Origin of the sequence: Martinezella multihospitum, assembly GCF_900094585.1 — a bacterium.
In the GTDB taxonomy this organism is placed as follows: Bacteria; Pseudomonadota; Alphaproteobacteria; order Rhizobiales; family Rhizobiaceae; genus Rhizobium; species Rhizobium multihospitium.
This window is the reverse complement of sequence record NZ_FMAG01000001.1, coordinates 1,437,693-1,461,053: the sequence shown is the minus strand read 5'-3', so window position 1 is coordinate 1,461,053 and position 23,361 is coordinate 1,437,693. Positions and strand designations below refer to the sequence as shown.

Genomic DNA, 23,361 nt, shown 5'->3' with positions numbered 1-23,361 from the left:
GATCGGCAGGCGCCGCCTTTCTATCGGCAGCGCCCGTCTCTACGGCTCGCAGATATCGGTTACTTCGCTGCGGCGATGACCTTCTTGGCATCGTCTAGCGTATACTCGACATTCGCGACACCACCCGCCTGTGTGTTGGCCAGATTGGTTTCGAGATTGTCCTGATCGATGCGCAGGAACGGCACGACCAGGTCCTTCTTCACCTCTTGACCATCGAGGATCTGCTGGGCGACCCAGAAGGCAAGCGTGGAGACGCCTGGCGCGATCGAGACCGACATGGTCTCATAGCCGCTGGCATCCTTCTCCTTCTTCCACCAGGCAAGCTCGTCCTGGCGGTTGCCCATGACGATCGTCGGCATCGGACGCTTCGCCGCGGCAAAAGCCTGGGCGGCACCATAGCCGTCACCGCCCTGGGTCACGACCGCAGCGATATCGGGAAGGCTCGGAAGAATACCGGCAACAGCGCGCTGGGCGACATCCTGAGCCCAGTCGCCATGAACCGAACCGACAATCTTGAACTGCGGATATTTGGCGGCAGCCTCATGAATGCCGGCCGAGATCTCGTCATCGACCGAGACACCTGCAAGCCCGCGGATTTCGAGCACATTGCCGCCCTTCGGCATCTTCTTGGCAAGATATTCGATCTGGCTCGCGCCCATGCCCTTGAAGTCGACGGCAATACGCCAGGCGCAGGGTTCGGTGACGATACCGTCGAAGGAAACGACGACGATCTTGGCATCGCAGGCTTCCTTGATCGCACCGTTCAGTGCCGTCGGCGATGCGGCATCGATGACGATCGCATCATAGCCCTGCAGGATCATATTCTGGATCTGGGCGGCCTGTTCGGTTGCCTGGTTTTCGGCCGTTGTGAACGGATCGGCAGCGGCAACGACGCCGGTCTTGACCGCTTCGCCCGTTACCTTCTGCCAGCTGGTCAGCATGGCCTGGCGCCAGGAATTGCCGGCATAATTGTTCGATAATGCAATTTTCTTGGATGCCGTATCGGCAAAGGCAGCACCCGGCGCGACAACGCAAGCAATAACGGCGGACGCCATAAGCATCTTGGCAATATTCATTTTTTCCTCCCAAAGAGCCTGTACTTCATCTTCCAGGCCAAGATTTTCGAGCGCGCTCCTCAACGAACGATCGAAAATAATATTTGCACTGAAGGTTCCCCTGTCAGTAGAAGCAGGATGTCCGAGATTGTGACGCTTGTACAGGCGCTTAAAGGGTGAGACCTTGCGGGATCCCGCAGAAAAGATGCGCAAATCCGCAAGACGGATCACTCGGATCGGCGCTTAATAGCGCTGGGAATTTGCATGCTGCGAGCGGCCGGAGGAGCATGGGTCGACGCATTGCCTGGGAGGGCGTGTCTTGCGCAATCTGGCGCCGCAATCGATCTTCGACCATTATCTCAACATATCCAGGCTTCTTGCCGGTCAGCTAGACTTTCATTCGGTCATCCAGGCGGTTGCCGCCGAAATCAGCCATGTCATCCCGCATGACCATCTGGATGTCTGCATCATCCTGATGGACGAGCAATTTCATACCGCCTACGAGAGCGGGCTGGAAACGGATTGGGGTCGCCGCTTTCCCGCACCCGTGAGCAACAGCCCCATCCGCACGCTTCTCTGGGGCGAGACCGATTACCTCTTGACCGATGATGCCTGGAGCGATCCGCAATTCCATTTTCAGGGTGCTTTCTCGCATCCGATCTTTCATCAATCGCTACACAGCCGTCTGCACGTACCCCTTAAAGTTCAGGGCCACGTCATCGGCGCTCTGTCCTGCTCAAGCCACGAGACCGGCCGCTATACCATGCAGGATATCGAAAGTGCCCGCGTGATTGCCGATCTGCTAGCACCCCATTTCTTTGCAATCCGCGCCGCCGACCAGGCAAAACGATCGGCCATTGTCGAGGCCGAAGCCCGTGCTCGCGAAGAGGGTTTGCGCCTCGGCGCCCTCAAACTGACTGAGGCGCTGGAGGCCGAACGGCAGCGCATCGGCATGGACCTGCACGACCAGATCCTCGCCGATCTGACGCGCCTCTCCCGGCGGCTGGAGCGGCTTGCCCGCCAGCCCGATGTCACCGGCGAGGCGCTCGAGCCGCTGTTTCGCGGTCTGCAGCACAGCATGCACGACCTTCGCCAGATCATCGAGGAAGCCAAGCCCTCCGTCCTTCAATTGTTCGGCTTCGCGCAGGCGGTGGAAAATCATCTTGAACGGTCGATACAGGAGAGCGAAGCGACTTTGACCTGGGTCCTGAACGATGAGACCGGCGGCGCGATCGACTGCCTTGAACAATCGGTGTCCATTGCCCTTTTCCGCATCGCGCAGGAGGCCATCAACAACGCTATTCGCCATGCCCAGGCGAGCAACATTGCGGTTCATCTGAAAGCGGCCGAGAGTGCGGTCACCATCGATGTCATGGATGACGGCGTTGGACTTGGAAACACTCGCAGATCGTCGGGCGGCGGTATCGAAAACATGAGGACGCGCGCGCGCTTGATCTCGGCGCGCTTTACGATCAAGGCCGCGGCTGCGTCCGGTGGAACGACCGTCAGCGTTAGCCTGCCTGCCAAGGCGCAATCGGCGGGAGGAGCTGCGGCATGAAGGTTCTGATCATCGAGGACGATCCGCTTCATCGCTCCTATCTCAACGAAGCGATCCGGGCCGCACTTCCCGAATGCGATGGCGTGCTCGAAGCGGAAAACGGCAATACCGGCGAACGGCTGGCGCGGGATTTGAAGTCCGCCCATATCGTCATGGATCTGCAGATGAGCCAGCGCAATGGCATCGAGGCAGCTCGCACCATATGGAAGGAACGGCCGGAGACGCGCATTCTTTTCTGGTCGAATTATTCGGATGAGGCCTATGTTCGTGGCGTCTCGCGCATCGTCCCCGTTGGCGCCGTCTATGGCTACGTCCTGAAATCGGCCTCGGACGACCGCCTGAAGCTGGCGCTTCGCAGCATCTTCATCGAGAGCCAGTGCGTGATCGACCGCGAAGTGCGCGGCATGCAGCAAAAAAGCCTCGGCAATGTCAACGGCTTCACCGAAGCCGAATATGAGATTCTGATCGATATAGCTCTTGGATTGACCGATCGCGCGATCGCCCAAAGGCGCAATCTCTCGGTACGCAGCGTCCAGAACCGATTGCAGCAGCTATACGTGAAACTGGGCGTCTATCAGCCGCTCGGCGGCCAGGATGATGATGGCCGCTTCAATCTCAGAGCGCGCGCGGTTGCCGTGGCTTTTTTAAGAAAACTGCTCAATCACAACGCGCTCGAACGTGCCGAAGCCGATCTTTCCGTCTGGCTCGCACGCCAACCACACGATTGAAAGAGAAGCTAGCCATCGATGTCGATCCTGCTTGACGTCTTCCCTCGAATAATTGTCTATTGCTAGCAATAGACATTAATCCAACCATACGGAACTTCCCATGTCCGCCGTTTCCCCTGTCATCCTGCTCAATCCCATCGACGATGTCGCCGTCGCTCGCGCGATGATCCGTGCAGGCAGCCCAACCGGCATTGACGGCTTGACTGCTGCAGATCAAATCCCGCGCGGCCACAAGGTCGCGGTCTGCGACATCCAGGCAGGCCAGGAGATCCGCAAATTCGGTCAGCCGATCGGCATTGCCACGCAGTTCATTCCGGCCGGCGGCCATGTCCATCTGCAGAACCTGGCGGTGATCGAATCCGACCATCCCTACCAGTTCAGCGTCGATATCGAAGAAGCCGGCATGCTGCCGCGCGAGGACTGTCGGACCTTCATGGGCTTCGACCGCGGCGCCGGCGGCGTTGGCACGCGCAATTTCATCGGCATCATCACGACGGTCAATTGCTCGGCAACCGTCTCCAAATATATCGCCGAGCATTTCAATCGCACGGGCGGGCTTGACGGCTTCGACAATGTCGATGGCGTCGTGGCGCTCACCCATGGCGGCGGCTGCGCCATCAACACCCAGTCGGAAGGCTATCGCTATTTGGCCCGTACCCTTCAGGGCTATGCACGGCATCCGAATTTCGGCGGCATTCTGATGATCGGCCTTGGCTGCGAAACCAATCAAATCGCGCCCATCCTGGAGCACTACAAGCTCGAGGAAGGAAACCGCCTGCGCACCATGACGATCCAGGATCTCGGAGGTACCCGCAAGACGATCGCGGCCGCTTCCGAAATGATCAAGGACATGCTGCCGGAGGTGAATTCGGCCAAACGCACGGTCCAGCCGCTCTCAGGGATCAAGCTCGCCCTTGAATGCGGCGGTTCCGACGGCTATTCGGGTATTTCCGCCAATCCGGCGCTCGGCTATGCCTCCGACCTTCTCGTGCGCAATGGCGGCACCTCGGTTCTGGCGGAAACGCCGGAGATCTATGGTGCGGAACACCTGTTGACCCGCAGGGCGGTGACGCCTGCGGTCGCCGAAAAGCTGCTTTCGCGGATCGATTGGTGGCGCGACTATACCCGCCGCAACGGTGCGGAACTCAACAACAACCCCTCCTATGGCAATAAGCTCGGCGGGTTGACGACCATCCTCGAGAAGTCGCTCGGAGCCGTCGCCAAGGGCGGATCGATGCCGCTGAAGGCCGTCTACGAGTATTCGGAGATCGTCGATGAGCCCGGTTTCGTCTTCATGGATACGCCCGGTTATGATCCGGTCGCCGTCACCGGTCAGGTTGCCGGCGGCTGCAATGTGATCTGCTTCACGACGGGTCGAGGTTCCGTCTCCGGCTTCAAGCCGGCACCCTGCGTCAAGATCGCCACCAACACCGAGATGTACAACCATATGCGCGAGGATATGGACATCAATTGCGGCGACATCGTCAGTGGCGACGACACGATCGAGGCAGCCGGCGAACGCATTTTCGAAGAGATCATCGCTGTCGCCTCCGGCAAGAAGACGCTGAGCGAGACTTTCGATTACGGCGACAATGAATTCGTTCCCTGGCAGGTCGGCGCCATCACCTGATGCCATTCCGCATTAGAGGATGAAACTGTACTCGTCCGGCTGATAGTGCTCGCGGATATAGGCGGCACGCGCCTGTACATTGGGCTGCGAATTGCGGATATGGTCTCGCATCGCTTTCCGCAGCCCCTCCTCATCGCGCTTTTGCACCATCTTGAAGACACCGATATGCTCGGAGAGAAAGGGCTCGTAGTCCGGCCTCTTGATGCGGCTGCCGACGATGTGCTTGCTGAGCGTGAGGATGCAATGCGTGCGCTTCAGGATGCTCAGGAACTGCTTGTTCGGGCAGGCCTGCAGGCTGCGCAGATGAAGGTCCAGCTCCAGCTCGTACATGGTCGAGGCCGAGACATCGGGGTAATCCGCAAGCGCCAGCGACAGCCGTGAAAGCATCCTGTCGACATGTTCCTCCGAAAGTCCGCCCAGGGCACTTGCAAGCGCCGCCGGCTCGATCTGCTCACGCACCTCGTAGAGATCGCGGATGCGCTGGCTGTCGAGCGGTACGATAGACCAGCGGAAATTATCGTCCTTCTCCGTGATGCCGAGCGTTTCCAGCTTCAGCAGCACATCACGTGCTACCCCGCGCCCGACGCCGAAATGCCGCGCCAGCTCGTTTTCATTGATGCGATAACGGCCGAAGAAGGAACGGTAGACAACAATGCTCTCGACATCTTCATAGAGCGCCTGCCATGCGAAGATCGGCCTGTCGTCATCCCCATCGAACAATTTGCCGAGATAGTCTGCAAGTTTGATCCGCTTCGGCAGCGTCCCCGTCTTGCCGACAATAAAACCGCGACCGTCAAACCGTGTGATCAATCCATCCTCGAAGAGGAGCTGCAGTGCCTGGCGTACTGGCGCCCGGCTGCTGTCTATCAGGTCGGCAAGGGCGGCCTCGGTCAGCACTGCGCCCTCGGGCACGGTCCCATCGAGAATCTCGGCCTTCAGCCGCCCAAAGAGCTCCTCATAGAGACTGGTTTTGCGCGGACCGCCATTCCCTAACCGTGATATGCCCATGTCGCCCCATGTCTCGCGTCCGAGACCGCAACTTCTATGGAGAGCATCTCGCTAACAATAGAAGCACAGCAATTCCAAAGCGGCTCCGATATCTGATGGAAAAATTCGATTGCCTTCCTCACCCTGCTTAGAACCACTGACGTAAATATTCATAACACGCTTTCGGTACATTCAGGAAAATCCGATGTCGATGGCCAGAGCCGAAATTTGCCTAACAGCAAGTGGCGCCTGGCATACCCTGAATTCCAGATTCAATCGTTCAGTTGCTCCCGAACCGCTTCGGCCCGCCCCCAGATTTCGCTCATCGAGAGGCGTCATCCGGGATGTTTTTACTGAGTAAGGGAAGCCAAGCCGATGCCGATCATGCAAATCAGCAGGCCCGCGGAGATGAAAAACAGGACCAGAGGTGTGTAACTCGACATCGGGTCCTCCTTTCGAAGTTACTCTGCATGTCGCCGTAGAAGGAAAGCAAATTACCCTTCCTGGGTATTGAAGCGGTTCAGGGCATTCCGCTCTTCGCCAGAACCGAACGAAGGCTCGCCGTCTAAGTCTACGCGGGCGTACGCTTTTGGTTCCGATAATCGTCGGGATGTTTAGGCAAATCCATCTCACTCAGCTCCGTAGCCCCAGATCTAATGCCCAGTCCTTACCGAAGGACGAAAATTCCCATGGCCGGCATATCAGCCGAGGGAATGCCTCCTGCCGATAGCTGAAGCCTATCCAGAGGCTGCCTATCATCGGGAACCCACCGATCGGCCCTGCCATCTCTCGATCACCCAATGCTTCGGTGGCTCAGGACGTATAATTTCAGCAAGGCTTCGCACGGCATGATCTTTCATTGTGCGGCCGACGATTAAAACATCATTGCTCGATATAATAGTCTATTAAAAATATAGATTATGACAATTGATGCTGCTGACGACCCATGAGGACAGATGTCTTACGCCCTGAGTTTTCTCGACAAGAGCCCGATTGATGGCGCCGAGCGCGCGTCGCAAGCCTTGCAGCGCAGCCTGGCGCTTGCCAGACGAGCTGAAGAATTGGGCTATCGTCGTTTCTGGGTCGCCGAGCACCATAATTCCCCAAAACTCGCAAGCTCCTCTCCTGAAATATTGATCGGCCACCTGCTGGCACATACGAGGCGCATCCGCATAGGTTCCGGTGGCGTGATGCTGCAGCATTACAGCGCCTACAAGGTTGCCGAGAACTTCAATCTGCTGGCGGCCTTGGCGCCAGGACGCGTCGACCTTGGAGTCGGCAAGGCGCCGGGTGGCCTTCCGCTTTCGACTGCTGCTCTCCAGAAAGCATATGATCCCGCGCGCAAACCATCGTTCGAAGCGCAATTGACCGAACTGGATGGCTTCCTGCGGCACGAACAGGGCACGGAAGGCAAAGCAGAGGACCTTGCCGCTTTTCCCGCGCCCGACGAGCCACCCGGCCGCTTCCTGCTCGGCGCAAGCCCGGACAGCGCGAGATTGGCCGCTCGTCTCCGCTGGGGCTTTGTCTATGCAGGTCATATCCATGGTGACGACGAAGCGATCTCGCAATCGCTGTCGGCCTATCGGCAGGCGGGCGGCAAGACTGCGCTGCTCGCCGTCAGCATCGTCACAGCACAAACAGCCTCTCTTGCCGACAGTCTCCTCGGCGATACGCGCCGGTTCCATCTGCAAATCAAGGATGGACAAAGCGTCAATGTCGGCAGCCGCGAGCAGGCGCTCGAATATGTACGCCAGGCAGACGCGACCGACTATCGGATCGAAGAGAGAAGCCCGCGTGTCATTCGAGGCACGCCGGCCGACGTCCATCTGGAGCTGCAGCGCCTGCACGAGGGATTCGGCATCGAAGAATTTGTGATCGACTGCCCGGTTTCCGAAGGTGCGCACCGCCTCAGCACCATCGAACTGCTGGCCGGCACGCGCAAGGCCGCGGCGGCCTGATGGAGAGCCGGTCCAAATGACATGGGAAAGAATGCCATGGTAACCAGAAGAGATTTTCTGAAGAGCTCAACGATTGCTGCTCTGTCTCTGTCCACCGGACTGCAAGCGACCGAAACACTGGCAGATGACAAGCCTGCGCGCGGCGGGTCCCTGACTTGGGGCGTCGAAACCGAACCGACCACGCTCAATCCGCATCTGAACGGTCAGGCAAAGGCGAAACTGGTTCTGCGCAACGCTTACGAATGCCTTCTCGCCCGTTCCGCGGATGGCGGCTATGTGCCATGGCTGGCGAAAGACTATGCGATATCCGAGGATGGCAGGACCTATACCTTCAACCTTCGGGATGACGTAAGTTTCAGCGATGGAGAGAAATTCGACGCTGCAGCCGTCGTTACGAATTTCCAGAAGCTAAAGGAACCGCTCTATTCCGGCAGCATCAGCGCCGGTCACGTCTCCCACATTTCCGAGGCAATCGCCCGCGATGCCCATACTGTCGTGCTCACGCTCAACGACGTCTATGCGCCGTTTCTCGATGGTGCGACCAGCATCGAAATCATCTCGCCAAAATCATTCTCATTACCGCAATTGAAGGCAGGCGGGCCTGGCATCGCAGGCACCGGCCCTTTCATCCTCGATCGCTATGTCAAAGGTCAGGAAATCCGTTTCATCCGAAACGCGGCCTACAATTGGGCTCCTGGCAATGCCGGCCACCAGGGGCCGGCCTATCTCGACGAGGTGAGCTATCGCTTCCTGCCTGAATCCGCGGTCCGCACCGGCGCGCTGAGCTCAGGCCAGGTGCATGTCATCGAAGGCATTTCGGGCAATGACGCAGCACTTTTCCGCGACAATCCCGATTTCACGTATCAAAGCGCGCTGAATACCGGCACGCCCTACACGCTTTACCTGAATGTCACCAACTGGCCGACGAGCGACGTGAAGATACGCAAGGCCTTTCTTGCGGCGATCGATGTCGAGCGCATCATTCAGTCCGTCTACCGTGGTGAACGCAAGCGCGCGTGGGGTGTTCTGACACCTGCGGACACCGACTTCTACGACAAAAACATCGAGGGCAGCTACGGCTTCGACATCGATATGGCCAACAGATTGCTCGATGAGGCCGGCTGGACGAGCAAAGACGGCGATGGCATCCGGACGAAGGACGGCAAGCGACTGACGATCGAGATCGTCCAGTCGCAGGCGACCTTGCGCGATCAGCGCGACGTTCTTCTCGAAGCCGTCCAGGCACAGGCCAGACAGAACGCAGGCATCGATATCGCCTTGCGTTATGTCGATGCCGGAACCTATGCGAACAGGCAGAGCGACGGCCAATACGGCATCATCCCGAATTCGACCACGACCCAGGAAAACGGCCTCACCCTCTATTTTCACTATCTGCCGCGTGAGAAGGGTGGATCGATCAATTACAGCCGCACTGTGGCGCCTGAAATATCCGCCTGGCTTGCCGAGGCCGCCTCTACGCTCGACGTCAAGAAGCGCTTCGAGATCTATTCGGCATTGCAGCGTTTCGCACTCCGCGAACAGGCGCTCGGCCTGCCGCTTTATGTTCCGGACGACCAAATCGCCGCGTCGGCCACGGTCAAGGGCATCGGCTTTCGCCCATTCAAGCGCCTGCCCGAAAACGCCTACGACGTCTGGCTGCAGCAACAGGCCTGAGTTTGGGTTCTCAAAGATTTCTCAAAAGGAGATATCGGTAAATGATTATTCGCAGACATTTTCTCAGCCTGACTGTCACCATGCTTGCGACCTCCATGCTATCAGGCCTTGCAATGGCGGCGGACGGCACGCCGGTCAGCGGCGGCAAGTTGACATGGGCTGTTGAGACGGAGCCGGCCACGCTCAATCCGCAGCTCAACGGGCAGGATAAAACCAAGCTGCTGTTGCGCAACGCCTATGAGTCGCTGCTGGCCCGCAGCGCCGATGGCGGCTACGTTCCTTGGCTTGCGACCGAATACAAGATCTCCGACGACGGCAAGACCTACACGTTCAAGCTTCGTGACGATGTGAGCTTCACCGATGGGCAGAAGCTCGATGCGCAGGCTGTCATCACCAATTTCACCAAGCTCAAGGACGCGGCCTATAGCGGCAGCGTGAGCGCCGGCCCAGTCTCCCGTATCGTGGAAGCGAAGGCACTGGACGACCACATCGTCTCCTTCACATTGAACCAGGTCTACGCCCCCTTTCTCGATTATGCCACGAGCCTGGAAATCCTTTCGCCCGCAGCTTTCAATTCGACACAGCTGAAGTCCGGCGGACCGGAGATCGCGGGAACCGGTCCCTTCGTCCTGAAGCGCTATGCCAAGGGGCAGGACATTCAGTTCGTCAAGAATCCGGCCTACAATTGGGCGCCCAAGACATCAGCTCACAATGGCCCGGCCTATCTGGATGAGGTGACCTACCGCTTCCTGTCCGAATCCTCGGTCCGGACCGGGGCGCTCACCTCCGGCCAGGTCGACGTGATCGAAGGGATCGCCGGCAACGATGCCAGCCTTTTCAAGGGCAACTCGGACTTCAGCTACCAAACGGCGCTCAATACCGGCACGCCCTATTCGCTGTTCCTCAATGTCACCTGGGGGCCGACCCAGGATCTCAAGGTGCGCAAGGCCCTGATATCAGCGATCGACGTCGATGCGGTGCTGAAAGCCGTCTATCGCGGAGAACGCACCCGCGCATGGGGCATCACATCGCCGATCGATCCGCAATTCTACGACAAAAGCATCGAGGCAGCATATAAACCCGATCCCAAGGCGGCAAATGCGCTTCTTGACGAGGCTGGGTGGACCGCGCGGGACGCCGACGGCTTCAGGACGAAAAACGGCAAGCGGCTGACCATCGAGGTCATCCAGGCGCAGGCGACAGTGCGCGATCAGCGCGACGTCCTGCTGCAGGCCCTGCAGGCGCAGGCACGCCAGAATGCCGGCATCGATCTCAAGATCGTCTTCGTGGATGCCGGCACTTATACCGATCGGCGCAAGACCGGCCAGTTCGGCTCGATCGCCAATTCCAATACGCCGACCGATGCGATCGACATAGAGTATCACTACCTGCCCCTCGATAAGGGCGGCAGCATCAACTACAGCCGCGCCTTCGCGCCCGAGCTGTCGCAATGGCTGAACGAGGCCGCTTCGACGCTGGACCAGAAGAAGCGCTTCGATCTCTATTCGAGGCTGCAGCGCTTCGCCATTCTCGATCAGGCCTATGCTCTGCCGCTCTACGAGCCCGAGGACCAGGTGGCGGCTGCAAGCTATGTGAAGGGCATCAGCTTCCGGCCCTTCAAGCAATTGCCGGAGAGCGCCTACGACATCTGGCGCAGCGAGTGAACCGTACCGTCAACACATCTCCGGCAATGCAAGCAGTCGGGGACAGTGGAGGAGTGATCGAGCATGACTGCTGACAATACGACGGCCTTCGACGAAAGCCCTTCGGCTTGGTTTTCACGCAGGCGCCGACTGAAACGCAACAGCCTGACATCACAGATCCTGGTGCGGATTGGATCCGCCATCGCGGTCCTATGGGCCGCGGTGACACTGAGCTTCATCAGCATTCATCTGGCGCCCGGCGATATCGTCAGCCTGTTGATCGGTGAGCAATTACGCACGCCGGAGGTGGAGGCGGCCATCCGCCTTGAATGGGGATTGGACAAGCCGTTGCTGGCGCAGTACCTGACCTATTTTCAGCGCGTTCTGCATGGCGATTTCGGACGTTCCTATATCCTGCAGACGGATGTTTCCGGCCTCGTGCTCTCGCAGATGCTGCCGACATTGAAGCTTACTGCGGCCGCCCTCGTCGTCGCCGTGGTCTTTGCCGTTGCCAGCGCCCTGCTGACGGCCGGCAGGCGGCTGCCGCGCAGCATCGCAGGCAGCCTCGAGCTTATCCTCATCTCGACGCCGTCATTCTGGCTCGGCATCGTGCTCTTATTCATATTCTCCTTCACCTTGAAACTCTTCCCCGTCGCCGGCGACCGGACGTTTTCGGCGCTGGTCCTGCCGGCCCTGTCGCTTGGCCTGTCGCTCGGCGCCGTCATCGGACAGGTGCTGCGCCAAGGGCTCGAACGGGCACTGGAAGAACCCTTCATGCTGACGGTCAAGAGCTGGGGCACCAATGACCTCGTGCTGAGGCTGCGTCACGGCCTGCGGCACGCCGCACTTCCCGCCGTGACGCTCGCCGGTTGGCTGGTCGGCAATCTGCTCTCTGGCGCCGTCATCACCGAAGCAGTATTCGGCAGGCCCGGGCTTGGGCGGATTACAGTCGACGCCGTGCTGGCACATGACCTGCCTGTCGTGCTCGCCGTCGCCATCCTGTCAGCCTTCATCTATGTCGTCCTCAGCACATTGGTCGACGTGCTGTACCTTCTGCTCGATCCCCGCCTGCGCAATCAGAATGCGGAGGCCGGCCATTGAGCGTCTCCTCGTCTCCCGAACAGGAAACCGATCAGCGCCAACAACGACTTTATTGGCGCGTCGCAAATCCTGGGCTTACCCTTTCGGCGATTTTCCTGCTGCTGGTAGCGATCGCAACCATCTGGCCGCAAGTTCTGACCGCTGCCAATCCGATCGCCGCCGATCCCTTGCAGGCACAGCTGCCGCCGTCGGCACAACATTGGTTCGGCACGGATCATCTCGGGAGAGATGTCTTCTCGCGAGTTGTTTACGGCGCGCGTTACTCCATCCTCATCGGCGTCAGCGCCGTAGCCATCGCCGCGATCGTCGGAGCCTTTCTCGGGCTTCTGTCGGGCCTTGCCCGTGGTCTCGTCGATGAGGCCATCTCGCGCTTTCTCGACGTGATTTCATCGTTTCCGGACCTGCTTTTGGCTCTCGTGCTGATCTCCTTTACCGGACCCGGCACGGTCAACCTCATCGTCGCGCTCGGCCTTGCCTCTGTGCCGCGCTTTGCAAGGGTCGTGCGCGCACAGACCTTCGTGATCGCTAAAAGCGGTTATGTGGAGCAGGCAAGAACATTCGGACTGAGACGCAGCGTGCTGGTGGCTCGCCATATCCTGCCGCATGCGCTCGCCCAGGTACCCATTCTGGCGACGATCGGTCTCGGGACCACGATCATACAGGCCGCGGGCCTCAGTTTTCTCGGCATGGGTCCGCAGCCACCCGCCCCGGAATGGGGCGCGATGCTGGCGGAGGCACGCAATTATCTTCGCGTGGCTTGGTGGATCGGCGTATGGCCAGGTCTCGCCATCACGCTGACGGTCATCTCCATAAGCGTGCTTGGAAGACGCTGGCAGCTTGCATTTGAAGGCAGGAGGCCATCGTGACCCCGGTGCTCGACATCCACAATCTGACGATCGGCTTTCCTCGGGACGGCCGCGATAACAGGGTGGTCCACGGCATCGATCTGAGGATCGACAAGGGCGAAGCTGTCGCGCTTGTCGGAGAATCCGGCTCCGGCAAATCGGTGACGGCGCGCTCGATCATCGGTCTCGCCGGCCCGGATGCGGTTGTCGGCGCTGACCGTTTCGATATCGACGGAAACGATGTTCGCGACTTCGATGAAAGGCAATGGCAGCGCCTTCGCGGCGAAAAGATCGGCTTCGTTCTTCAGGATGCGCTCGTCTCCCTCGACCCGCTGCGACGGATTTCGCAGCAACTGTCCGACGCCTTCGGCGGGCGCAGTCTCTTTCGCCGGCCCGATCGACGCGAAGACAGCCGGCAGCTGCTGCAATCGGTCGGCATCCCCGATCCGGATCGGCGGCTGCCGCAATACCCGCACCAGCTTTCGGGCGGTTTGCGCCAGCGCACCCTCATCGCCACGGCAATAGCACGCGGGCCGTCACTGCTGATCGCCGACGAGCCGACGACGGCACTGGATGCGACGGTTCAAAAACAGATCCTCGATCTGCTCCTCGAACGACGCAAGGTCGGCCATACGCTTCTCCTGATCAGTCATGATCTTGCCGTCGTCTCCCATCTTGCCGATCGCGTGCTCGTCATGAACAACGGCCAGATTGTCGAAGAAGGTTCGACGGAACAGATACTGAAGACCCCTCGCCATCCCTATACGCGACAATTGCTTGATGCCGTGCCTTCGGCCTCCTCCAAGGGATTCCGGCTATCGCCCGCATCCGTCACGCAAGCGGAGAGCGAGCCGGTGCACGCCGCCCCCAGGCCGAACGCACGGCAACGCGTCCCCTTGCCTGCAAAAGCAATCGATCGGCACAATCACATTCTGTCAGCCCGCAATCTCGTCAAACGCTATGGCGGATCGGGCGGCATCTTTGCCGTCAACGACGTCTCCTTCGAGCTCGCGGCCGGCGAAGCCCTCGGCATCGTTGGCGAATCCGGTTCTGGCAAGACGACGGTCGCGAAAATCGTTCTCGGCCTGGTAGAGCCGGATCATGGGTCGGTGCGTCTTGACGGTGGTGGCTGGAGCAACGTCGCCGAACACGCACGCCGCTCCAGGCGCTCCAGCATGCAGCTTATAGCCCAGGACGCGCTCAGTTCCTTCGATCCGCGTTATACGGTCGAGAAGATCATCGGCGAAAGCCTCGATAGCGCCGGCATCTTCGGCGCGGCTCGCCGCGAACGCGTGCTTGAGGTGCTGGACGCGGTTCGTCTGAGCGAGACCTTCCTGAAGCGCTATCCACGCGAGCTTTCCGGCGGCCAGCGTCAGCGCGTCGCGATCGCACGCGCCTTTGCGCCGCGGCCTCGTCTTCTCGTGGCCGACGAGCCGGTCAGCGCGCTCGACGTATCGGTGCAGGCGCAGGTGCTCGATCTTCTGGCGGAACTTCAGGCCGCATCCGGAACATCGCTCCTCTTCATCTCCCACGATCTCGGCGTCGTCCATCATCTGACGGACCGTGTTCTCGTGATGAAGGAGGGACGCATCGTCGAAGCGGGCGCGGTGGAGGATGTCTTCACCAAGCCACATCACAGCTACACGCGCACGCTCCTCGAGGCGGTTCCGGCCTTGCCCTGAAAAGCACGATTCAAACACCGGCTCAGACCGGAATTTTAAACGATCAAGGAAATTCGCGATGACCCATAATCGTCCCCGACGCCTGAAGACATTGACCGGAGCAAGCAGCGTCATTTCCGCCGGAAACGACGCAAGCCCCGTCGCCGGCATCAAGCGTGCCGTCGAGCTCGCCCGCAAGGCCGAAGCAGAAAAGATCACCGGGCTGTTCACGGCCGACCTGCTCCATATCGACCCGGCGGGACTTGCCGGAACCGCCGGCATCCAGGAGCCGATCATCGCGCTTGCCGCCTTGAGCCAGGTGACCTCCCACATCGGCCTGATCGCCACCGTCTCCACCACCTTTCACTATCCCTACAATCTGGCCCGCCAGATCGGCACGCTCGACCATGCGAGCGGCGGGCGCGCCGGCTGGAATGCCGTGACGTCCTCGGTTGGCGAAGAGAATTTCGGCGAGACATTGCCAAGCCCGGAGGAGCGCTACGAACGGGCTGCGGAATTCATCGAAATCGTCAATGCGCTTTATGATGCCAATGAACGCAATGCCGCGGAACGGAAGGCGTCCGGCGCGATCGGTATCGATCCGGCAAAATTCCATCCGATCAACTATCGCGGCAAGCACTTCAGGGTCGACGGCCCCCTCAACGTGCCGCCTTTGCCACAGGGCCGCCCCGTCCAGTTTCAGGCGGGACAGTCGGAAGCCGGCGTCACCGTCGGCGCACGATATGCCGAGGTGGTCTATACCTCACAGCCCAAGCTCGAGGATGCCGTCGCCTTTGCGAGCGAATTGCGCCGTCGAGCCGCAAGCTTCGGGCGCGCAGCCGGCCTCCCTTTCATCATGAATTCCTTCCACTCGGTCATCGGCGATTCCGACGCGGATGTCGCAAGACGCCTGAAGGAAAAACATGAGCGGATCGACTACGAACAAGGCCGCCTGAAACTGACGGATATGCTCGGCGGCGATCTCGACCTGTCCGAACTGCCGCTCGACAAGCCGTTGCCTGAGGCACTCCTGCCTGAGGTCACCAGCATCAACCGGCGGCGCGGCCGCGTGGAAATCTTTCGCCGCTATGCGCGCGAGGGACTGACCTTGCGGCAGCTCATCATTCAGGCGCAGGAAACCGGCCACTGGTCGGTCGCCGGCACGCCGGAGCAGCTTGCCGATGCGATCGAGGAGCGCTTTCGGGCCGGAATCCTCGATGTTCTCTCCCTGCACGGCTTCGGCAATCCGGACCAGGAGGACCTGCTGGTGAACGGGCTGCTGCCCGAACTGCGGCGGCGCTCGATCATCGACACTGATTATATCGGAGACGATTTCCGCTCGAATCTGGAGCTCCCGCCCTATGTAGCGGTGGACGGTGCGTTGAATTCGGCCAAGCGTGCCTGATCCAAGGTATGCATTGGCTCGCATACCATCGGAGGCTAGCAGCGAGAACAATGCCGGCCGGCGACGGCTGTCTTCCACGCGGATGCCGAACAGATCGGAAAGGTGGCCGCATGATACGACAAGAGCGGCATCATGGCCCCACCCTTCCGAATGTCGCTATCCGCCACGGGATAGCGATCTCTCGCTTGCGGCAAGGATATTGGTGGACGGGACAAGCTCAGAACCGTTCCTTGCACCCATGCAATGACAACTCTCCCGACTTTTTTAGGGGCGATTGGCGTGCCGAAGCCATCAAGCTAGTCCTGCCATCGCAGGCGATTGAGGAAGAAGCTCTCATTCGGCGTCGGCTGAAAGTCGAGATTCTTGGCCGCCCCGTAGATCGACACCATCTGGTAAAGCGGCACGGTCGGTATTTCGCTTGCGATGAAGCCGCCCACCTTTTCGTAGTCGGCAAGGCGCTTCTTCTCATCCAGCGATGACGCCGCTTCGTCCAGCAGGGCATCGATCTCGGGCTTGGCAACGATGGTCCAGCTGCTGCCGGAATGAAAGAGCGAATAGAGAGCCCCGTCTGCATCCTGGCAGGCGCAGGACGAAGTGCTGATGGCAAGTGTGGGACCATCTGCCGGCCCCTTCTGGATCAATTGCAGGAAGGTTGGCGTATCGACATTGGCGATCTCGACGTCGAAGCCGACATCCTGCAGCTCCTGCTGAATGGCTTGCGCAACCCTCTGGTCGAAGAAGGCGCCGATCGTCAGCTGAAATTTGGCCGGTCTGCCGGCGGCCGCGATCAGCGATTTTGCCTTGTCGGGATCGAAAGGCAGCCCCTTGATTGCGTCGCTCCAGCCGAAATGCGCCGGCGTCACCATCTCGGCGAGCGGCTTGTCCAGTCCGCCGAGAATACCCTGCGTAATGCCTTCCTTGTCGATCGCAGAGGCTAATGCCTGGCGAAGCTCGAGCTTGTCGAACGGCGGCTTGTTCGGATTGATGCGAATATAGGCAAGCCGCTCGGTGAGAACGGGCAGCGCCTTGGCATTCGAATAAGTCTGCAATTGCGCGGCCTGGTCAGAGGTCAGCGCCCTTGCCAGATCCACGGTGCCGGACTGGATGTCGGCCAGCCGCGTCGGCGCATCCGGCACCGCACGGAAGACGGCCGTCGCAAATGGCCCTTTCGCTCCCCAGTAGCCGTCATTGCGCGCAAGCGTCACCGAAACGCCCTTGTCCCATTTTACGAAGCTGTAGGGACCACTGCCGACCGGCTGAAGGTTGAAGGCTGCATTTCCGACCTTCTCGACGACGTGTTCCGGTACGATGGAAAGGTTCGTCAGTGCGGCCAGAAGAGCAGGAGAACTCGTCTTCAGGGTCAACGTCACCTCGTGATCGCCGGTCACGGCCGCCTTGACGATCTTGCCGAATTGCGCGCGCTGCGGGCTTGCGAATTTCGGATCGATGATGCGGTTGACACTGAACGCGACATCGCCAGCCGTCAGAACGCTTCCATCATGAAAGTGAACGTCGTCGCGAAGCGTAAACGCGATCTCGGTATCCGAGACGTTTTTCCAGGAGGTAGCAATCTGCGGGACGATCTTGCCCGCATTGTCGCGGGTGACGAGGTTGTCGAAGATGTTGCGATAGACGAAGTAGCTATCGGGATTCCATTGCAATTGCGGATCGAGGGTCGACGGCTCGTTGACGAGGTCCACAACGACCTGCTGCTTTTCGGCGGCCTGGGCCGCAGTCGCGACGGAAAGCATCGATAGGCCGATGCCCGCACCCAATACAAGACGCTTATGCCACTTCATTTTCCGGTTCCTCAAATGATCGATCATTGATGACGATAGTCAGACCCCTGCCCTCGTGGCGAGACCGGCGGCAATCATGTCGTGCCGTTGATTTCAACGGCGGGAGCCCGCAGGTGACAGGCGGCTTGATGGTCTCGCTCCAAGAGATTCAGCGCCGGCGGCAATTCCCGGCAGATGGCCGCCGCAATCGGACATCGCGTCGAGAAGCGGCAACCGGCCGGCGGGTTCGCCGGGCTCGGCAAGTCGCCTTCGAGAAGGATGCGTTGTCGCTGGCGCTGGGCGACCGGATCGGGCAACGGCACCGCGCTGAGCAAGGCCTCGGTGTAGGGATGTGTCGGTCGCGCAAAAACATCGGCCGTCGCCCCGACCTCGGCGATGCGGCCGAGATACATGACCGCTATCCGGTCGGCGAAATGGCGCACGACCGACAGGTCGTGAGAGATGAATAAATAGGAAAGACCAAACCGGCGCTGCAGCTCGAAGAGCAGATTGAGGATCTGCGAGCGGATCGATACGTCAAGCGCAGAGACCGGTTCATCGAGGATCAGCAGTTTCGGCTGAAGTGCGATCGCCCTTGCGATGACGATGCGCTGGCGCTGCCCACCGGAAAATGCGTTCGGCTTGCGATCGGCATGTGCCGGATTGAGCCCGACCAGTTCCAGGAGTTCCGCCACCCGTCGACGCCGCTCTTGTGCAGTCCCGACACCATGAATGGCAAGCGGCTCGGCGATGCTGTCACCAATATCCATTCGCGGATTGAGTGCTGAGACCGGGTCCTGGAATACGATCTGAATATCCCGCAGCCGCGCAGTGGAACGATCGGAACCTTTGGCCGCAAGATTGCTACCCTCGAAGAAAATCTGCCCCGAGCTTGCCTTCTGCATTCCGACGACGGCCGCGCCGAGCGTCGACTTACCGGACCCTGATTCACCGACAAGCGCGAGACTCTGTCCAGCCTCGATATCCAGATCGACACCATCGACGGCCTTCAGTAATCCTGCCGAATGCCCGAAAAAGCCGCGACGGATCGGAAAATGCACATGCAGATCGCGAATTGAAAGAAGTGGCGCAGTCATGCCAGGCTCCCGATGCGATCCTGGTGCCAGCAGGCGGCGCGGCGGCTCGACGCCATCGGCGCGAGCGGCGGCACTTCGCGACAGTCTTCATCTGCGAGCGGGCAGCGCGTCGAGAACCGGCATCCAGCCGGCCATGCGCCTGCGTCAGGCACCATCCCCTTGATCGTCGGCAAAAGCCGCCCGGCATCGCTGCCATCCAGGCGCGGGATGGTTGACAGCAGCAATCTCGTATAGGGATGCCTCTGCTCCCTGAAGATCGCATCGACATCGCCAACTTCGACAATTCGGCCGCCATACATGACCGCAACTTGGTCGGCGATGTCGGCAACGACCCCCATGTCATGGGTAATCATCAGGATCGCGGTTCCGGTTTCATCGCGCAGCCGTTTCATCAAATCGAGGATCTGCGCCTGGATGGTGACATCGAGCGCCGTCGTCGGCTCGTCGGCGATCAACAGGCGCGGCTTTGTGATCAAGGCCATGGCAATCATGACGCGCTGGCACATGCCGCCAGACAGTTCGAACGGATATTGCCGCGCGCGCATTGCCGCCTCGGGGATGCCGACATCTGCGAGCATATCGATCGCCTGATGCCATGCCTGCCGGTGGCCCAGCTTGCGATGAACGATGAGACTTTCGGCGATCTGGCGGCCGACCGGCATCAGCGGGTTGAGAGATGCGACGGGCTCTTGAAAGATCATTGCAAGCTCGCTGCCGCGTAGACGCATCAGTGCCTTCCCATCGAGGCGCGAAAGATTGTGCCCATTCAGCTGCACCGAGCCGCCGACCATGGTTGCCGCGGCTGGAAGAAGCCCCATGACGGCGAAAGCCGTCATCGATTTGCCGCACCCCGATTCGCCGACGATGCTGACAATCTCGCCGGCATGGACCGACAGGCTGACGCCATCGACCACAGCCTTGTGGCCAATGGACACCTGCAGCATGTCGACGCTCAAGACCGGTGCCGCCATCAGATAGTCGCCTCGCGGACGGCCGCCCATGGATTGCGCGGATGAACCATACCGCTATTGACGCCATCGCGTTGCATCACGACGGACGGCACGGCAAAATTGACCGGATAAAGCGTGTCATCGATCACCTGAACCTCGAAGTCGGCGGCGATGGACGCCGCCACCTCGGCACCGGCCGTTCGGCTCACTCTGATCGTCGTGCCGCTGGCATCGATGCGCGGACTGAAGAGCGCCTTTTCCAGCGACATGCCGAAAGCCAGGACGTAGGACAGGATCTGCGCGACCGCCGGCACGATCTGCCTTCCTCCCGCTGCGCCCAGGGCCAGCTCCGGCAGGCCATCGCGCGTCGCAATGATCGGGCACATATTGGCAAGCGGCTGCCGACCCGGAGCGATCGAATTTGGATGCCCCGGCCTTGGATCGAACCACATCAGGCCATTGTTGAGCGCAAATCCCAGTTCCGGCACCACGACCTTGGAGCCGAAGCGGGACAGGAGCGTATTGGTGAGGGAAACCATGGTCCCTTGCGCATCGACCACGCTGATATGGCTGGTACAGCTTTCGCCGGCCGCATGCCCCATATGCTTGAGGCGATATTCGCTGGCGCGACGCAACGCCCGCGCAAAGGCGAGAGCCGTCGCTCCCGAATGCGGGTCGATATCGAGCGGAAGGTCTTCAAGCTCATCGAGCGCGGCAAGCAAGGTCGGACCGCCGGAAAGACCCGGCACCGCATGGATACGGCGCCCCATGTAAGAGCCGATGGCGGGCTGCCGCCACTTCGGCGCATAGGCGCGCAAATCCGCTTTGGAAAGAACGGAGCCGCCCTGCGAAAGATCCGCAACCAGCAGCTCGGCAATCTGGCCCTCATAGAAATCGCGCGCTCCCTCGCGCGCCAGCCTTTCCAGCGATGCGGCCTTGGCCTTCATCTGCAGGAACAGCGACCGGCCACCTTCCGGTACGCGCGGCGCACGGCCATCCCGAAGAAAGAGATCGGCAGCACCCTTGAACTGCGCGAGATTATGGCCATCAGTGGCGAGCGCGAGGGCCGCATACCAATCGACCTGCAAGCCGCGATGGGCTTGCTCGATCGCCGGCGCCAGGGCATCGGCCCAGGAAATGGTGCCGAAGCGATCGAGCGCCTCGGCAAAACCGGCAACGGCGCCGGGAACGCAAATCGATCCGTAACCGATCAGATTGCGATCGCCCTGGACGGAGGGCCATTCGAACCAGTCCCCATCCTGACCGGCAACCAAGGGGTAGTCGTCAGGCCGGAGAGTAGCCGGAGAAATGACGTTGAAATCGAGGACGTCGACCGCCCCGGAACCGCCGTCGGCCCTGAGCATGAAGCCACCGCCGCCGATACCGGATAGCCAAGGCTCCACGACGCTGAGAACGAGGGCCGTGACAATGGCCGCGTCGACGGCATTGCCGCCTGCCGAAAGGATGCGAGCTCCGGCCTCGGCCGCCAGCCAGTTCTGGCAGGCGACCAGGCCGTGCCTGCTGCGCGTCTCCTGCTTGCCGATCGACCAGGTCTCATTCATGGCCTTGCCCCGAAACGCCGCGCGCCTATGGCAGTGGGAATGGCCGAGGCAACGGAAAACCGGCCGGAATTTGCGGAAGAAGCATGATGGGCGGCAATTTCGACCGCAGTTGCGATCCAGGTGCCTGGTTCGGCGGTCATGGCTTCCAGCAGCTTTTCGAGCATGGCGATGCGCTGTGCCCTGCCGGAAATCCAGTCATGAACCGTCAGGGTGAACAGGCCTCCGAAGCGGTGCAGCGCCCGCCATTCGGCCAGCCAGTCCTCCAGCACGGCACTGCCGGAGACCGGCGCCCAGCGCTCGTTGCCGCTGCCCTCGAACTTGTAGAAGATCGCGTCGTCCAGTGCCCATTGGACCGGGATTTCGACAAGTCCATCGATCTCATAGGGGTGGTCGAAGCCCATCAGCGAGGAGTCATAGGCAAGACCTCGCGCCTTGATCTCAGCCAGCATATGCGGGGTCATCTCCCAGGCGGGCGAGCGAAAGCCCGTCGGCGCCTTTCCCGTCTGCCTGACAAATAGCTCCAGACTTGCATCGAGAGCCGCACCGAACTCATCCTCACGAATGTCTCGAACCAGCTCATGGAAGTAGCCGTGCAAGCCGATCTCGTGACCGGCCGCAAGAAGAGCCGGAAGCAGCTCAGGATCGAATTCCGCGACCACTGCCGGCACATAGAAACTCGCCTTCACGCGATAGCGGTCAAAGAGATCGAGAAGCCGGCCAAGTCCCGAACGCAACCCGAAGCGGCGGATCTCAAGCCGCGCAAGGCGATCCGGAACACCGTCCCGATGCTCCCACAGGAAGGGAGCGGTCGCATCGACGTCGACACTCAGCAGGACGGCGCTTTGCTTGCCGTCCGGCCACTCGTAAGCTGGAAAGGGAGAAAAGCCCTTTGCCGTCCTGGCTGGATCCTCGACCATGTTCCTATCCTCCTGCCTTGCTTCAGAGCGGCTTCTTCTTGGCCTGGAAGACGGCAAGCGAGCCGATTGAATTGCCGCCGTCGACGGTCAGCGTCGCACCCGTGACATAGGCGGCCGCATCCGACGCCAGATAGAGAACGGCGGTCGCCGCATCGTCCGGCGACGAAATCCGGCCAAGGGGAATGTTGCCGACGACGGTGTCGATGTGTTCCTGCGTGAGGTGGCTGACATCGCTGCCCGGCGCAAAGCCCGGCTCGACGATGTTGACGCGGATGCCGAACTCGGCAAGTTCGAGGGCCAGGCCCTTGTTCAGACGGTCGAGCGCCGTCTTCGAGGTGCAATAGGGAACGACAGTGCTACGCATCTTGCGCGACGCGCCGGAAGAAATGTTGACGATCGATCCCCTCACGCCTTTGTCGATCATCTGAAGGGCAACACCCTGGGACAACAGGAACGGCGCGCGAAGATTGATGTCGAAGATCCGGTCCCAGTCTTCGGCGGTCAGGTCGAGCAGGAAGCCGGACGGATAGATACCCGCATTGTTGACGAGGACGTCGGCTGAGCCCCAATGCGCGGCGATGGCGGAAAGAAGCGACTTGATATCGGCATCGGAAGTCAGATCCGCCACGTGCTGCAGATGCCTCCCGCCGATCTCTTGCGCCGCCGAGGCAAGTCGAGGGCCATCGGAGTCGGTCAAAAGAAGCTCTGCCCCGGCATTGGCGAAAGCCTTGGCAATCCAACCACCGAAAATGCCGGCAGCCCCTGTCACGACCACACGCTTACCTTTGAAATCCCGCGAGAAATCGACCATT

Annotated in this window: 18 protein-coding genes; 10 read left to right on the top strand and 8 right to left on the bottom strand. The window is 60.4% G+C overall.

From position 1 onward, the window contains the following. Positions 1-59: 59 nt before the first annotated feature. Entirely contained in the window at positions 60-1,076 is a 1,017-nt protein-coding gene (locus tag GA0061103_RS06695; RefSeq protein ID WP_092708344.1) for an ABC transporter substrate-binding protein, read from the bottom strand. Positions 1,077-1,374: 298 nt separating this feature from the next. Here GA0061103_RS06695 and GA0061103_RS06690 point away from each other — a divergent pair, with 298 nt between their 5' ends. From GA0061103_RS06690 to GA0061103_RS06680, 3 genes are all read left to right on the top strand, one after another. Next, a complete protein-coding gene (locus GA0061103_RS06690; RefSeq protein ID WP_092708341.1) occupies positions 1,375-2,613 on the top strand; it encodes a GAF domain-containing sensor histidine kinase in 1,239 nt (412 codons plus the stop codon). Then, the gene (locus GA0061103_RS06685) at positions 2,610-3,341 is read left to right on the top strand and encodes a response regulator transcription factor (protein WP_092708338.1); all 732 of its coding nucleotides are present in this window, start codon (positions 2,610-2,612) and stop codon (positions 3,339-3,341) included. The genes GA0061103_RS06690 and GA0061103_RS06685 overlap by 4 nt, the downstream gene beginning before the upstream one ends. A gap of 100 nt (positions 3,342-3,441) precedes the next feature. After that, positions 3,442-4,971, top strand: a complete 1,530-nt coding sequence (locus tag GA0061103_RS06680) for a UxaA family hydrolase (RefSeq protein ID WP_092708335.1) — start codon at positions 3,442-3,444, stop codon at positions 4,969-4,971. A 12-nt stretch (positions 4,972-4,983) separates the two neighbouring features. Here the strand turns inward: GA0061103_RS06680 and GA0061103_RS06675 are convergent, their stop codons facing one another. Then, entirely contained in the window at positions 4,984-5,979 is a 996-nt protein-coding gene (locus GA0061103_RS06675; protein ID WP_092708332.1) for a GntR family transcriptional regulator, read from the bottom strand. Between the two features lie 935 nt (positions 5,980-6,914). On the opposite strand from GA0061103_RS06675, the gene GA0061103_RS06670 reads away from it, so the two are divergent. From GA0061103_RS06670 to GA0061103_RS06640, 7 genes are all read left to right on the top strand, one after another. Then, the gene (locus tag GA0061103_RS06670) at positions 6,915-7,916 is read left to right on the top strand and encodes an MsnO8 family LLM class oxidoreductase (RefSeq protein ID WP_092708329.1); all 1,002 of its coding nucleotides are present in this window, start codon (positions 6,915-6,917) and stop codon (positions 7,914-7,916) included. Between the two features lie 36 nt (positions 7,917-7,952). Then, positions 7,953-9,590 carry an ABC transporter substrate-binding protein gene (locus GA0061103_RS06665; protein WP_092708781.1) on the top strand — a complete coding sequence of 546 codons (1,638 nt, stop codon included), beginning with the start codon at positions 7,953-7,955 and terminating at the stop codon, positions 9,588-9,590. Between the two features lie 41 nt (positions 9,591-9,631). Next, a complete protein-coding gene (locus GA0061103_RS06660) occupies positions 9,632-11,254 on the top strand; it encodes an ABC transporter substrate-binding protein (protein ID WP_092708326.1) in 1,623 nt (540 codons plus the stop codon). A gap of 63 nt (positions 11,255-11,317) precedes the next feature. After that, a complete protein-coding gene (locus tag GA0061103_RS06655; RefSeq protein WP_092708323.1) occupies positions 11,318-12,334 on the top strand; it encodes an ABC transporter permease in 1,017 nt (338 codons plus the stop codon). Continuing rightward, positions 12,331-13,200 (top strand): ABC transporter permease, encoded by an 870-nt coding sequence (locus GA0061103_RS06650; protein ID WP_092708320.1) that lies wholly within the window; start codon positions 12,331-12,333, stop codon positions 13,198-13,200. The genes GA0061103_RS06655 and GA0061103_RS06650 overlap by 4 nt, the downstream gene beginning before the upstream one ends. Beyond that, positions 13,197-14,861 (top strand): dipeptide ABC transporter ATP-binding protein, encoded by a 1,665-nt coding sequence (locus GA0061103_RS06645; protein ID WP_208603485.1) that lies wholly within the window; start codon positions 13,197-13,199, stop codon positions 14,859-14,861. The genes GA0061103_RS06650 and GA0061103_RS06645 overlap by 4 nt, the downstream gene beginning before the upstream one ends. Before the next feature lie 58 nt (positions 14,862-14,919). Beyond that, the gene (locus tag GA0061103_RS06640; protein ID WP_092708315.1) at positions 14,920-16,245 is read left to right on the top strand and encodes an NtaA/DmoA family FMN-dependent monooxygenase; all 1,326 of its coding nucleotides are present in this window, start codon (positions 14,920-14,922) and stop codon (positions 16,243-16,245) included. A gap of 296 nt (positions 16,246-16,541) precedes the next feature. On the opposite strand, the gene GA0061103_RS06635 is transcribed toward GA0061103_RS06640, so the two are convergent. The 6 genes from GA0061103_RS06635 to GA0061103_RS06610 all read right to left on the bottom strand — a co-directional run bounded on the left by GA0061103_RS06635 (position 16,542) and on the right by GA0061103_RS06610 (position 23,360). Next, complete coding sequence (locus tag GA0061103_RS06635) at positions 16,542-18,044, bottom strand: ABC transporter substrate-binding protein (protein ID WP_092708312.1); 1,503 nt, start codon at positions 18,042-18,044, stop codon at positions 16,542-16,544. 74 nt (positions 18,045-18,118) lie between these two features. Further along, the gene (locus GA0061103_RS06630) at positions 18,119-19,120 is read right to left on the bottom strand and encodes an ABC transporter ATP-binding protein (protein WP_092708310.1); all 1,002 of its coding nucleotides are present in this window, start codon (positions 19,118-19,120) and stop codon (positions 18,119-18,121) included. Next, positions 19,117-20,091, bottom strand: a complete 975-nt coding sequence (locus GA0061103_RS06625; protein ID WP_092708778.1) for an ABC transporter ATP-binding protein — start codon at positions 20,089-20,091, stop codon at positions 19,117-19,119. The genes GA0061103_RS06630 and GA0061103_RS06625 overlap by 4 nt, the downstream gene beginning before the upstream one ends. Continuing rightward, a complete protein-coding gene (locus GA0061103_RS06620) occupies positions 20,091-21,632 on the bottom strand; it encodes a gamma-glutamyltransferase family protein (protein WP_092708307.1) in 1,542 nt (513 codons plus the stop codon). Before GA0061103_RS06620 ends, GA0061103_RS06625 begins: the two co-directional genes overlap by 1 nt. Next, a complete protein-coding gene (locus GA0061103_RS06615; RefSeq protein WP_092708304.1) occupies positions 21,629-22,549 on the bottom strand; it encodes a polysaccharide deacetylase family protein in 921 nt (306 codons plus the stop codon). The genes GA0061103_RS06620 and GA0061103_RS06615 overlap by 4 nt, the downstream gene beginning before the upstream one ends. Before the next feature lie 22 nt (positions 22,550-22,571). Next, positions 22,572-23,360 (bottom strand): SDR family NAD(P)-dependent oxidoreductase, encoded by a 789-nt coding sequence (locus GA0061103_RS06610; RefSeq protein WP_092708301.1) that lies wholly within the window; start codon positions 23,358-23,360, stop codon positions 22,572-22,574. Position 23,361: the final 1 nt, after the last annotated feature.